The sequence below is a fragment of the Streptomyces sp. NPDC060209 genome, from assembly GCF_042728155.1.
In the GTDB taxonomy this organism is placed as follows: Bacteria; Actinomycetota; Actinomycetes; order Streptomycetales; family Streptomycetaceae; genus Streptomyces.
The window spans coordinates 17,370-30,490 of sequence record NZ_JBHWZS010000083.1 but is presented as its reverse complement, the minus strand read 5'-3'; the positions used below and the strand labels follow the sequence as shown (position 1 = coordinate 30,490).

Genomic DNA, 13,121 nt, shown 5'->3' with positions numbered 1-13,121 from the left:
GGGGCTTATCCTTCCTGGTGGGCGGCCCCAGAGGAGCGCGGTGACCGCGCGGCGCACCACCGCTCTCCGCACCCGGAGCGCCGTCAGCCGACGGCTCTCCGGGGCAGCCCCTGCAGAGCCAGGTCGAGCGCCTGAAGGAATCGGTTGGTCGTCACACGGTCGCGTACGGCGAGCCGCAGCCACTCGCTGCCCAGCCCGGGGAATGTGTCCCCGCGGCGCGCCGCGAAGCCGCGCGAGCGCAGCAGATCCCGTACCTCGTCCGCCCGCTCCAGCCGCAGCAGCACGAACGGCGCGGCAGCCGGCTCCACCACCTCCACCTCGCTGAACTCCGCGAGCCCGGCCAGCAGATGCGCCCGGTCCACGGCGATCCGGTCCGCCGCGTCCGCGGCCTCGACCAGCGCGCGCGGCTCCATGCACGCCTCCGCCGCCGCCAGCGCGGGGGAGGACACCGGCCACAGCGGCTGCGCCTCCTGGAGCAGGCCGACGGTCGCCGGGTCGGCGAGTACGTAGCCGATCCGCAGGCCCGCGAGGCCCCAGGTCTTGGTCAGGCTGCGCAGCACGACGAGCCCCGGAACGTCCTGGCGTGCGCACAGCGCCTCGCGTTCGCCCGGCACGGCGTCCATGAACGCCTCGTCGACCACCAGCGTCCGCCCGGGCCGCGCCAGTCGCTCCAGCACGTCCGCGGGATGGAGCACGGAGGTCGGGTTGGTCGGATTGCCGACCACCACGAGATCCGCGTCCTCCGGCACCGCCGCCGGATCCAGCCGGAAGCCGTCCTCCGGGCGCAGCACCACCCGCCCGACCTCGTGCCCCGCCGCGCGCAGGGCCGCCTCCGGCTCGGTGAACTGAGGGTGTACGACGACCGGCCGCCGGGCGGGCAGCGCCCGCGCGATCAGCACGAACGCCTCGGCCGCACCCGCGGTGAGCAGCACTCTCTCCTCGGGCAGCCCGTGCCGTCCGGCTACCGCCGTCCGCGCCGGCCGCCCGTCCGGATAGGCGGCCAGCGATCCGAGTGACGCGGCTATCCGCTGACGCAGCCACTCCGGGGGTGTGTTCGTCCGTACGTTGACGGCGAGGTCGGTCAGATCCAGGCCGCGTACTTCCGCGTCGCCGTGGTGCCGAAGATCGGGCTCGGCGCTCTCGATGTGCTTCGTGGGGGGCAGCATGGCAGCCATGGTGAACGGCTCGGAGCCATTCGTCGATGCCCGGGTGCCGGGCGGCGACGTCCGGCGCGCCACCGCACAGGTCGCCGACGCCGACTTCCGCTTGGGAACCAGCAGTTCACCGGCGTCCACCAGCGCCGCCGCCTCCGCGACCGACCCGGTGGCGACAGCCGTACGGGGTGCCGCCGAGGGATTGGGCACAGGGACCTCCGCCAGCGCCCCGGCCGTGTACGACCGGACGGGCACCCCGAGGCGCGCCGCGGCCCCGGCGATCCCCGGCTCGTCCGCCCGGGTGTCGAGCGTCGCCAGCTCGACGACGTCACCGGCCGCCAGCCCGGCCTCCTCCAGCGTCCTGCGGATCAGCTCCAGCACCTCCTCGGCCAGGACGCCGTGGCGGGCACCGACACCGACGACGAGCGAGGCTCGGGTCATGGAAGGGAGTCCTTTCGGGGACGCGGACGAGGGACACGGGTAAGGGAGGCCTGAGGTGCGGGGGGCGGGGTCAATCCGCTAGCAAGGGCCCATGGCGGTATTCGTCGCGCTCGGCGCGTTCCTGATGACCCTGGCCGGCGGCTGGGTCGCGCAGCGCGTCAGCGACCGCCGGCACCTCGTGCTCGGATTCGCCGGCGGGCTGATGCTGGGCGTCGTCGGTCTCGACCTGCTGCCCGAGGCGGTGGAGGCCGCGGGCGGACTGGTCTTCGGCGTACCCGCCGCCCTGCTGCTGTTCGTGGGCGGCTTCCTGACGGCCCATCTCGTCGAGCGTTCGCTGGCCGTACGCCAGGCGGCACACGGGGCGGGCGAGGAACGCGTGCCGCAGGTAGGCCTGACGGCGGCGGCCGCGATGGTGGGCCACAGCCTGATGGACGGCGTCGCCCTCGGTGCCGCGTTCCAGGTCGGCGGCGGAATGGGAGCCGCCGTCGCGCTCGCCGTCATCACCCACGACTTCGCCGACGGGTTCAACACGTACACGATCACCAGCCTCTACGGAAACGCCCGCCGAAAGGCACTCCTGATGCTGTACGCGGACGCCCTGGCCCCGATCGTGGGTGCCGCGACCACCCTGCTGTTCACCCTTCCGGAGGAACTGCTCGGCTGCTATCTCGGCTTCTTCGGCGGAGCGCTCCTCTACCTCGCCGCTGCCGAGATCCTCCCCGAGGCGCACCACGACCACCCGGCCCGCTCCACGCTGCTGTGCACGGTCGCGGGAGTGGGCTTCATCTGGCTGGTGGTCGGCGTCGCGGAGTGACCCCACGCCCGGCGCCGCTCCACGGAAGCGGAGTGACGTCACCCCCGGCACTGCTCCACGAAACGCCGGGCAACCCCGGGCGCCGCCGCCCAGTGCGTGTGCAGATAGCTCGCGTGCACGCCCCGCTGCACGAAGCCCTCCACACGCCGTTCCGGCTGGTGCAGACCCCAGGCCGGCGTCTCGCCGGCGCCGGGCTCCAGCACCGTCCGGTGGAACTCGTGCCCGCGCAACCGGGTCCCCGCAACGGCCAGCACGCTGTCGGACACCGCCACCGCCTGCCGGTAGCCGAGCGTCAGCCGCTCGGACATCCGGGCCGAGGCGTCCAGCACCCCGCACATCGGCCGGCCGTCCAGCTCACGGGCCAGATAGAGCAGCCCCGCGCACTCGGCCGCCACCGGGGCGCCGGACAGGGCCAGATCGGTCACCGCCCTGCGCAGCGGCTCGTTCGCCGACAGCTCCGGCGCGTACACCTCGGGGAAGCCGCCGCCGATGACCAGCCCCGCCGTGCCCGTGGGCAGCTTCTCGTCGTGCAGCGGATCAAAGACGACCACCTCCGCGCCCGCCGCCGTCAGAAGCTCGGCGTGCTCCGCGTAGGCGAAGGTGAACGCCGCACCGCCCGCCACGGCCACCACGGGCCGGGCCTCCGGCCGGGGGTGCTGCTCCGGCTCCCAAGCCTCGTCGGACAGATCCGGTGCCGAGCGGGCCAGCGCCATCAGGGCGTCCAGATCGCAGCCCTCGCGGACGCGGTCACCCATCGCCCCTACGGCGTCGAGTGCGTCGGTCTGCCGCTCGGCAACCGGCACCAGGCCCAGATGACGCGAAGGGGTCGCCACCTGCGGCGCCCGCCGCAGCACCCCGAGCACCGGCAGCCCGGACTCGTCGAGCGCTTCCCGGAGCAGCGCCTCATGGCGGTCGGAGGCCACCTTGTTCAGGATGACCCCGCCGATCCGCACCTCCGGGTCCCATGAGGCGAAGCCGTGCACGAGGGCCGCGACCGAACGCGACTGCGAGGACGCGTCGACGACCAGCACGACGGGCGCACGCAGCAGCTTGGACACCTGGGCGGTCGAGGCGAGTTCACCCTGCCCCGACGCCCCGTCGTACAGCCCCATCACGCCTTCGACGACAGCCAGGTCGCAGCCGCTCGCACCGTGCGTGAACAGCGGGGCGATCAGATCGGGCCCGCACATGTACGCGTCGAGGTTGCGCCCCGGGCGGCCGGTGGCCAGCGCGTGGTAACCCGGGTCGATGTAGTCGGGCCCCACCTTGTGCGGGGACACCGCGAGGCCACGCCCCGCGAATGCCGCCATCAGGCCCGTGGCGACCGTGGTCTTGCCGCTGCCCGAGGCGGGTGCGGCGATGACCAGACGAGGAACACTCACCACTCGATGCCTCTCTGGCCCTTCTGGCCCGCGTCCATCGGGTGCTTGACCTTCGACATGTCGGTCACCAGGTCGGCGGCCTCGATCAGCTTCTGCGGTGCGTTCCGCCCCGTGATCACCACGTGCTGCGTGCCCGGACGGTCACGCATCACCTCGACGACCTCGTCGGTGTCGATCCAGCCCCAGTGCATCGGATAGGCGAACTCGTCGAGCACGTACAGCTTGTAGGTCTCCGCGGCCAGGTCACGCTTGACCTGCTCCCACCCCTCGCGGGCCTTCTCCTCGTTGTCCAGCTGATTGTCCCTCTGGACCCACGACCAGCCCTCGCCCATCTTGTGCCAGTCGACACTGCCGCCCTCGCCGCTCGCCCCGAGCACCTTCAGCGCGTTCTCCTCGCCGACCTTCCACTTCGCAGACTTCACGAACTGGAACACTCCGATCGGCCAGCCCTGGTTCCAGGCCCGCAGGGCGAGCCCGAAGGCCGCCGTCGACTTGCCCTTGCCGATGCCCGTATGGACGAACAGCAGTGGACGGTTACGTCGCTGACGTGTCGTCAGCCCGTCGTCCGGTACCGATACAGGCTGTCCCTGTGGCATTACGCGGCCCTCCCGGCAGCAGTGATGTCCTTGACCAGCCCGGCGATCGAGTCGGCGCGCAGCTCGTCGAGCGAGACCGCGCTGCCTCCCAGATCCCGGGCGAGCTGTGCGGCGAGACCGAGGCGTACGAACCCCGACTCGCAGTCCACGACGACCGACGCGGTGCCCTCGGAGGCGTGCAGCCGCCCGGCCCGCGCCGCCAGCGCCAGCGGATCGACGCCGCCGGTCGCCCGGCCGTCCGTCACCACGACGAGCAGCGGCCGCCGCGACGGATCACGCAGCCGCTCCACCCGCAGCACGTCGTGCGCCTTGAGCAGTCCGGCGGCCAGCGGGGTGCGCCCGCCCGTCGGCAGCGACTCAAGCCGTGCGGCCGCCGCGTCGACCGACGAGGTCGGCGGCAGCGCCACCTCGGCGTCCTTGCCCCGGAAGGTGACCAGACCGACCTTGTCCCTGCGCTGGTACGCGTCCAGCAGCAGTGACATCACCGCCCCCTTCACGGCGCTCATCCGCTGCCGGGCCGCCATGGACCCGGAGGCGTCGACGACGAACAGCACGAGATTGCCCTCGCGCCCCTCCCGCGTCGCCTGCCGCAGATCGTCACGCCGTACGACGAGACCCCGCCCCGACCGCCCGCGCGCACGCTGGTGCGGCGCCGCCGCCTGCACGGTCGCCGCCAGGTGCAGCTTCGTCAGCGCCCCCTCGGGCCGCCGCGATCCGGTGGTCCGGCCGTGTTCGGTACGCGCCCGGGACCGACGCCCGGCCGCGCCCTCGCCCAGACCGGGCACGCTGAGCATCTTCGTACGGAACGGTTCGCCGGCCCGTACGGGCTGCTGCTCTCCGGCGCCGCCGCCCGGGGTGGGGGCGCCGCCGCTCCCGGTCTCCTCCCGGCCCGGCGCGTCGTCACCGGCGTCGTCGTGACCACCAGCGTCCGTACCGCCGTCGTCGGGGCCGCCGCCCTGCGGAGGCACCCCGCCGCCGGGCCCGTCGGGGTCAGGATCGTCGTCGCCCCCGCCCTGCTCGTCAGCCGCCTCGTCGAGGGCCTCGTCCAGCTTGTCCTCGTCCAGTCCCGGCGCGTCGAACGGATTGCGCCGGCGCCGGTGGGGGAGTGCCAGGAGCGCGGCCTGCCGCACGTCGTCCGCGACGACCTCCTCGCGTCCCGCCCACGCGGCCAGCGCCGTCGCGGTACGGGCCATGACGATGTCGGCACGCATCCCGTCGACCTCGAACGCCGCGCATGTCGCCGCGATCTGCCGCAACACGCCGTCGCCGAGCACCACACGGGGGAGCAGGGCGCGCGCGGCGACGATGCGCTCACGCAACGCGGCCTCCTCGCCGGCCCACCGCGCGGCGAACATAGCCGGATCGTCGTCGTAGGCGAGCCTCCGCCGCACGACCTCGACGCGCAGGTCCGTCTCACGCGAGGCGGCCACCTCGACGGTCAGCCCGAAGCGGTCCAGCAGCTGCGGCCGGAGCTCGCCCTCCTCCGGGTTCATCGTCCCGACCAGCAGGAAACGTGCCGCGTGACGGACCGAGACACCTTCGCGCTCGACGTACGAGGCGCCCATGGCCGCCGCGTCGAGCAGCAGGTCCACCAGGTGGTCATGGAGCAGATTGACCTCGTCGACGTACAGGATCCCGCGATGGGCGTCGGCGAGGAGCCCCGGCTCGAAGGCCTTCACGCCTTCGGAGAGGGCCCGTTCGATGTCGAGCGCCCCGACCAGCCGGTCCTCCGACGCGCCGACCGGAAGCTCCACGGTCCGCGCCGGACGCGACACGCCCGTCCCCGCCTCGTGGGGCCCGTCGGGACACGCCGGATCGGGCGCTCCCGGGTCGCACGAGAAGCGGCACCCCGCCACGACCGCGACCTCAGGCATGAGCGCGGCGAGCGCCCGTACGGCGGTGGACTTGGCGGTGCCCTTCTCGCCCCGGACAAGAACGCCGCCGACGGCGGGACTGACGGCGTTGAGCAGGAGCCCGAGCCGCAGATCGTCCTGCCCGACGATGGCGGTGAAGGGATACGGCGTACTCACGAAGCCTCCTCTGTAGCGATGACATCTGCACGATCAAGTCCGGCCGCAGCCGGCCCGTCCGGCGGTCGAGGACCTTCCTCGCGCCCCTCGGGCGTACGGGCAGCGGAGCCCGGCACAGGAGCGGGCGGCGCTCCCGGCGCGAGGAACGGCAGCCCCTCCGGCGCGCCGGTCTCGATGAGCCGCCACAGGGCGTCCGTATCCGCGTGTTCCTCGATCAGGTCCCCCAGCCGGTCCAGCTGTTCCTCCCGCAACGCCCCGAAGCTCGTGTCCGGCGCCACCGTGAACCGCCGCCCCGCGGCCCGCGCGACCTCACCCAGGAACGCCCGCCGGAAGGCGTCGCTCTCCAGCGAGCCGTGCCAGTGCGTCCCCCAGACCGAGCCCACCCGGCACCCGTCCAGGAACGGTTCGCCCCCGCTCACCTCGGCGACCCCGTGGTGGATCTCGTACCCCTCCACCGGCTCCCCGAGCGCCGCCCCGGCGGGCCGGCCCAGGACCTTCTCCCGGCCGAAGCGGACCCGCACCGGCAGCAGTCCGAGCCCCTCGACCAGGCCGGCCCGCGACTCCACGTCGTCCTCGATGCGCTCACCGAGCACCTGGAACCCGCCGCAGATCCCCAGCACCGGCCGCCCCTCGGCGGCCCGCCGCAGCAGAGCGTCGGCCAGCCCCCGCTCGCGCAGCCAGGCCAGGGCCTTCACGGTGCCACGCGTCCCCGGCACGATCACCAGATCCGCGTCGGCGAGCTCCTCCGCCCGGTCCACGAACCGCACCACGACACCCGGCTCGGCCGCCAGAGCGTCCACATCGGTGAAGTTCGACATCAGCGGTACGGCGCACACCGCGACCCGCAGCACGTCCTCGCCGTGCGGCGGCGCCACGACCGACTCCCGTACGGTGCCGCGCATCGAGACCCGCAGCCCGTCCTCCTCGTCGATGCCCAGCCCATGGGCGTACGGCAGCACCCCGTACGTCCGCCGCCCAGTGAGCCCGAGCAGCATGTCGAGACCGGGCTCCAGCAGCGACACGTCACCACGGAACTTGTTCACGAGGTATCCGGCGATCAGCGACTGGTCCTCGGGGCTCAGCAGCGCCGTCGTGCCGAAGAACGAGGCGAACACGCCGCCCCGGTCGATGTCGCCGACCACCAGCACGGGAAAGCGCGCGGCCCGCGCGATGCCCATGTTCACGATGTCCGTGCGCCGCAGATTGATCTCGGCCGGGCTGCCCGCCCCCTCGCAGATCACTGCGTCATAGGTGCCCCGCAACTGCTCCAGACAGTCCACGACCGTCCCCAGCAGCGCCTCCTGCCGCCCCCCGTGGTAGCCGCGCGCACTCATCTCGCCGACCGGCTTCCCCATCAGGACGACCTGGCTGGAGCGGTCGCCGCCGGGCTTGAGCAGCACCGGGTTCATCAGCGCCGACGGCTCCACCCGGGCGGCCTGCGCCTGCATCGCCTGGGCCCGGCCGATCTCCGCGCCCTCCCGGGTGACGAACGAGTTCAGCGACATGTTCTGCGCCTTGAACGGAGCGACCTTCACCCCCCGGCGCACCAGCCACCGGCAGATCCCGGCCGTGACGACGCTCTTGCCCGCGTCCGAAGTGGTTCCAGCGACCAGCAGTCCGCCGCTCATGTGGCTCTCCGTCCCATGGCCAGCCGCCCCGCCGCACACACGGCGAGGGCCAGCACACTCACCCGGCGCGACAGCCGCACCGCGCGTTCGATGTCCGTGACCCGCACGTCCCGGCCGGCCCCGCCGTTGAGCACCGGCCGGTGCTCGACCCGCCCGCCGTACGCGAGGGTGCCGCCGAGCCGCACGCCGAGCGCTCCCGCGAACGAGGCCTCCACCGGGCCCGCGTTGGGGCTGGGATGCCGCCCGGCGTCGGCCCGCCAGGCCCGGACGGCCGCGCGTGGGCGTCCCCCGGCCGCGACGGCGAGCACAGCGGTGAGCCGTGCCCCGGGCCAGCCGGCGACGTCGTCGAGCCGGGCCGACGCCCAGCCGTAGCGCCGGTGGCGGGGCGACTTGTGCCCGACCATGGCGTCGAGCGTGTTGACGGCCCGGAAGCCGATCAGCCCGGGCACTCCGCCGAGCGCGCCCCACACCAGGGCCCCCACGACGGCGTCGGAGGTGTTCTCGGCGACGGACTCCACCACCGCGCGGGCGATCCCGGGCGCGTCCAGGGCCTGTGGGTCGCGGCCGCACAGATGTGGCAGCCGCTCCCGGGCCAGCTCGATGTCCCCCGCGGCCAGGGCCCCGCCGATGGCGCGGGCCTCACGGCCCAGCGACGTGCCCCCGACGACGGACCAGGTGGCGGCGGCGGTCAGTGCCACGGCCGCGGCGGGACGGTTCCGTACGGCACGGGCGGCCAGTGCGGCGGCGCCCGTGGCACCCCCGGCGCAGACGAGCGTGTGCAGGGCGCCCCAGCCGCGGTGATCACGCCACAGCCGGCTCTCGGCGCCCGCCGCGGCGCGCCCGAAGACGGCGACGGGGTGACCCCGCCGGGGATCACCGAGCAGCAGGTCGCCGATCAGACCGGCGGCGGCGCCGTACGCGAAGATGCGGTCCGCTCGCACCGCTCAGCCGGCCGTCGCGCCTCGAAGGACCTTGTCGACAGGTGGTGCAGCGACCGACGCAGGGCAGCCAGACATGGCGTATGTCCTCACTCAGGGTCCGCGCCCTGGTTCGACGTGACCGGCGACGAGAGTCTCCTGGCTTCCGGATCCGCAGTTCCTCCGGCCTTCCAGTCCGCGGTGGCGGACCGTGACTTCCGTGTGGAGGCTGCTCCCCGGTGACAGTGGCGGGACCGCGCCGGATTCGCACCGGCTTCCTCTCCTGTCGCCGTAAATGGCTCCGGCAGTCCACCACGCCCCGTGAAGGCCCGTCAACCTGCCGTTGACCTGCGAGGCTTCAGTGTGCTGAGACGCACATCGGGCCGGACACACACGCGGTGTGTCCGGCCCGATGCGTGTCCGCCCGGCGGGTCAGGCGACGATCAGATAGATCCCGTACGCGACCGCCGCCGCGCACAGCGCGAAGCAGGCGTACGCGCCGGTGCGCGCCAGGGCACCGGCACCGCCGCCCTGCGCCGTCGATGTCTGCTTGGCGAGGCCGGTGATGCCGAGGGTGAAGAGGCCGACCAGTGCGACGGTGATCACGAGGCTGACGCCGAAGACGGAAGCGAGAGCTGCCCAGTCGATGTTCATGCGGATCTGTCCTTACACCGTGGCCGGTCGGTCGGCCGGGGTCTCGGCCGTCGTGGCCGGGGCGTGGATGGTGGTCTTGAGGTCCGGCACACTCATGCCCGCGGGCGGCGGGCTGACGGCCGCGATGGCGGTCGTGACGACGCCCGCGGGCTCGTCCGCGGTCGCGTTGACATTCGTGTGGTCGACAGGCTTGCGGCGCGACAGCAGCCAGATGGCGCCGGAGCCCGCGACGAGGAGTACTGCGACCACCGCGACGCCCCAGGGGCCCTGCTTGGTCAGGAACTCGGCGCCTGCGCCCATCAGACCGGCGGCGGGCAGCGTCAGACCCCAGGCGACGAACATCCGGGTGGCGGTGGACCAGCGGACCACGCCCCCCTTGCGTCCGAGGCCCGCGCCCATCACGGCACCGGAGCAGGACTGGGTGGTCGAGAGGGAGAAGCCGAGGTGCGAGGAGGCCAGGATGACCGTGGCCGCGCTCGTCTGGGCCGCGAAGCCCTGCGGCGGACGCAGATCGGTGAGGCCGCTGCCCATGGTGCGGATGATGCGCCAGCCGCCGAGGTAGGTGCCCATCGCGATGGCGATACCGGCGGAGGCGATGACCCAGACCGGCGGGTTGGAGCCGGGGGAGAGGACGCCGCCGGTGACCAGGGCCAGGGTGATGATGCCCATGGTCTTCTGCGCGTCGTTGGTGCCGTGGGCGAGCGAGACGAGACCGGCCGAGGCGATCTGGCCGGCGCGGTAGCCCTTGGCGGTCGACTTGAGCTGGGCCTCGTCGGTGATCTTCCGGTTGAGGCGGTACGTCAGCTTCGTGGCCAGCAGCGCGGCGATACCGGCCACCACGGGCGCGGCGATCGCGGGCAGCAGGACCTTCGTGACCACGGTGCCGCCGTTTATCGAGGACCAGCCGGCCGACATCACCGCGGCGCCGATGAGGCCGCCGAAGAGTGCGTGGGAGGAACTGGAGGGCAGGCCGACCAGCCAGGTCAGCAGATTCCACAGGATGGCGCCGACGAGCGCGGCGAAAATGACCTCGGTTCTGAGGCCGTTCTCATTGATGATCCCGCCGGAGATCGTCTTGGCGACCTCCACCGACAGGAACGCGCCGACGAGGTTGAGAACGGCGGACATGGCCACCGCTGTCTTGGGCTTGAGAGCGCCGGTCGAGATGGTGGTTGCCATCGCGTTGGCGGTGTCGTGGAAACCGTTCGTGAAATCGAACACGAGAGCTGTCACGATCACGATCGCGAGCAGCAGCGTGATGTGTTCCATTTACCCAGGCAATCGTTCGACGTCATTGGCACGTGGAACGTAAGCAACCAGGGTGAACGGAAGATGAACTGGGCAGGGCGGCATGGTGACCCCAATCGCGTACGCGGGTTCCGCTTGTGTGCGCGAGGAGTGGGGCGGACCGCCGCCGCCGGTGCGGCGCCCGGCCGCCGCCCCGCGCGGGTGGTCCCGGTCACGACCGATATGCCCCGTTGGGGAGACATCGGTCACGTGACTCTAGGATCCCCGCATGAGTGACATGGACAAGGACGCGATCCGACAGGCGTGGGACGGCGTCGTCGCGACGGCACGGCGGACGGCGGCGGACGGGCTGGTCGTCGGCACCTCGGGCAATGTGTCGGCCCGGGTCGGCGGAGTCGTCCTGGTCACCCCCAGCGGGGTGCCCTACGACCGGCTCGGGCCAAGGGACGCGGTCGGCGTCGACCTCGAAGGGCGACAGGTCCTGGGCGACCTGGTCCCGACCAGCGAGCTCCCGCTCCACCTGGCCGTCTACCGCGGCACCGACGCCGCGGCCGTCGTCCACACCCACGCCGTGCACGCGACGGCCGTCTCCACCCTCGTCGCCGAGGTGCCCCTCGTCCACTACGCCGCCGCCGTGCTCGGCGGCCCCGTCCGCACCGCCGCCTACGCGCGCTACGGGACCCAGGAGCTCGCCGACAACATGCTGGCCGCCCTGCGCGACCGCACCGGCTGCCTGCTGCAGAACCACGGCACCGTCACCTACGGGAACTCCCTCGACCAGGCCTACGACCGCACCGCCCAGCTCGAATGGATGTGCAGGCTCTGGCTCACCGCGAGCTCCGTGCCCGGCCACCGGCCGACCCTCCTCACCCCGGCCCAGCTGCGCGACGTGCAGGACGCCCTGGAGGGGTACGGCCAGCCCGGCTGAGCCCGGCGCCGCACCGTACGGCCGACGCCCACTGGCAGTCGGCGCCCTGGCCCAGGACACTGGAGCCGTGCGCCCGGCAACAGCGGCAGCAGTGGCCGCCACCTCGATCCTCGGCGCCGGCGCGGCAGCGGTCGCCGCCGGACGCTACGCCAGCGACGCCGCCCTCGGGGCGCCCTCGCCACGTCCCTTCCCGGCCGACCGGCGTCTCACCGTGCACGCCACCGCGGCAGGGCAGATCACCCTGACCCGCTCGTTCTCCGCGCTGCGCCCCGGTACGTACGGACTGGCCGGCCGCGGCGTCCACGCGGTGGCCGGCCCGGTGATCGAACAGCTGCCCGGTAACGCCGCGGCCTCCGCCGACACCGTCGTACGCCGGCTGGAACGCGTGACCCTCGGCAGCCTGAAACCGGGTGCCAGGGTGCGCCTCACCCCGGAGCTCCACCGCGGCGACCCGCTCGCCGCCCTCGGACTCGCGTACAAGGAGGTGGAGGTCCCCGGAGAACTCGGTGCCCTGCCCGCCTGGTTCGTGCCCGGAGCACGCGACACCTGGGTGATCACCGTGCACGGTCTCGGCACCACCAGGGATCACCCCATGAACGTGATGGGGTTCCTCCACGACCAGCAGCTTCCCGTGCTCGACCTGGCCTACCGCGGCGACCCGGGCGCCCCGCGCTCCCCGGACGGGCTCGCCCACCTCGGCGAGTCCGAGTGGCGCGACCTCGACGCGGCCATCCGCTACGCCGTGCGCTACGGGGCCGAGAACGTCATCCTCCACGGCTGGTCGTCCGGGGCCTCGATGGCCCTGCACGCGGCCGTCAACTCCGCCCTCCGCGATCGCATCCGCGGCCTCGTCCTCGACTCCCCGGTCCTGGACTGGAAGGCGACCCTGCGTGCTCTCGCCTCGGCCCGGGGCGTCCCCTCCGCGCTGCTGCCCCTCGCCGTCCGGGCCGCCCAGGGCCAGACCGGACTGCACGGAGCCCGGCTCCTGGACACCTCGGTGCCGACGGCCCTGCACGTCCCCGCGCTCGTCTTCCACGGCCCCGACGACACCCTGGCCTCCTGGCAGCAGTCCCGGGAACTCGTCGCCCGCCGACCTGACCTGGTGACCCTGCACTCCGTACCGCAGGCTCCGCATGCGGCGATGTGGAATGCCGACCCGGCGGGATACGAGGAGGCGCTCCGCCGCTTCCTCACGCCCCTGATGTGAGCTGATGGGCCGGAAGCGCCCGGTTGGTGCCCCGCTCCGGCAGCCCTCCGAACCCCGGTGACACGGCTTCCGTTTGGGCTTTCGGCCCGTCAGAGGCAAGACTGCTCCTCGTGACGTCCCGT

Annotated in this window: 11 protein-coding genes and 1 riboswitch; of the genes, 3 read left to right on the top strand and 8 right to left on the bottom strand. The window is 73.1% G+C overall.

Translation table 11 applies throughout. The features are described from left to right. Positions 1-83: 83 nt before the first annotated feature. Positions 84-1,595 (bottom strand): Rv2231c family pyridoxal phosphate-dependent protein CobC, encoded by a 1,512-nt coding sequence (gene cobC / locus ACFWFI_RS18100; protein ID WP_387390892.1) that lies wholly within the window; start codon positions 1,593-1,595, stop codon positions 84-86. Positions 1,596-1,686: 91 nt separating this feature from the next. Between cobC and ACFWFI_RS18095 the strand changes: the two genes are divergently transcribed. After that, the gene (locus ACFWFI_RS18095; RefSeq protein ID WP_147964332.1) at positions 1,687-2,409 is read left to right on the top strand and encodes a ZIP family metal transporter; all 723 of its coding nucleotides are present in this window, start codon (positions 1,687-1,689) and stop codon (positions 2,407-2,409) included. A gap of 38 nt (positions 2,410-2,447) precedes the next feature. On the opposite strand, the gene ACFWFI_RS18090 is transcribed toward ACFWFI_RS18095, so the two are convergent. From ACFWFI_RS18090 to ACFWFI_RS18060, 7 genes are all read right to left on the bottom strand, one after another. Continuing rightward, entirely contained in the window at positions 2,448-3,794 is a 1,347-nt protein-coding gene (locus ACFWFI_RS18090; RefSeq protein WP_387390890.1) for a cobyrinate a,c-diamide synthase, read from the bottom strand. Further along, entirely contained in the window at positions 3,788-4,387 is a 600-nt protein-coding gene (cobO, locus tag ACFWFI_RS18085) for a cob(I)yrinic acid a,c-diamide adenosyltransferase (RefSeq protein ID WP_147962028.1), read from the bottom strand. The genes ACFWFI_RS18090 and cobO overlap by 7 nt, the downstream gene beginning before the upstream one ends. Beyond that, on the bottom strand, positions 4,387-6,417 hold the full coding sequence (locus tag ACFWFI_RS18080) for a putative cobaltochelatase (protein ID WP_387390886.1): 2,031 nt from the start codon (positions 6,415-6,417) through the stop codon (positions 4,387-4,389). The genes cobO and ACFWFI_RS18080 overlap by 1 nt, the downstream gene beginning before the upstream one ends. After that, a complete protein-coding gene (locus tag ACFWFI_RS18075; RefSeq protein WP_387390883.1) occupies positions 6,414-8,045 on the bottom strand; it encodes a cobyric acid synthase in 1,632 nt (543 codons plus the stop codon). The genes ACFWFI_RS18080 and ACFWFI_RS18075 overlap by 4 nt, the downstream gene beginning before the upstream one ends. Continuing rightward, entirely contained in the window at positions 8,042-8,986 is a 945-nt protein-coding gene (locus ACFWFI_RS18070) for a cobalamin biosynthesis protein (RefSeq protein ID WP_387390882.1), read from the bottom strand. Before ACFWFI_RS18070 ends, ACFWFI_RS18075 begins: the two co-directional genes overlap by 4 nt. A gap of 128 nt (positions 8,987-9,114) precedes the next feature. After that, a riboswitch (cobalamin riboswitch) is annotated at positions 9,115-9,244 on the bottom strand. Between the two features lie 150 nt (positions 9,245-9,394). After that, the gene (locus ACFWFI_RS18065; protein ID WP_387390879.1) at positions 9,395-9,616 is read right to left on the bottom strand and encodes a hypothetical protein; all 222 of its coding nucleotides are present in this window, start codon (positions 9,614-9,616) and stop codon (positions 9,395-9,397) included. A gap of 12 nt (positions 9,617-9,628) precedes the next feature. Beyond that, a complete protein-coding gene (locus ACFWFI_RS18060) occupies positions 9,629-10,885 on the bottom strand; it encodes an inorganic phosphate transporter (protein WP_387390877.1) in 1,257 nt (418 codons plus the stop codon). A 247-nt stretch (positions 10,886-11,132) separates the two neighbouring features. Here ACFWFI_RS18060 and ACFWFI_RS18055 point away from each other — a divergent pair, with 247 nt between their 5' ends. Next, complete coding sequence (locus ACFWFI_RS18055) at positions 11,133-11,792, top strand: class II aldolase/adducin family protein (RefSeq protein WP_387390874.1); 660 nt, start codon at positions 11,133-11,135, stop codon at positions 11,790-11,792. A gap of 67 nt (positions 11,793-11,859) precedes the next feature. Further along, entirely contained in the window at positions 11,860-12,999 is a 1,140-nt protein-coding gene (locus tag ACFWFI_RS18050) for an alpha/beta hydrolase (protein ID WP_387390872.1), read from the top strand. The last annotated feature ends 122 nt before the right edge of the window (positions 13,000-13,121 follow it).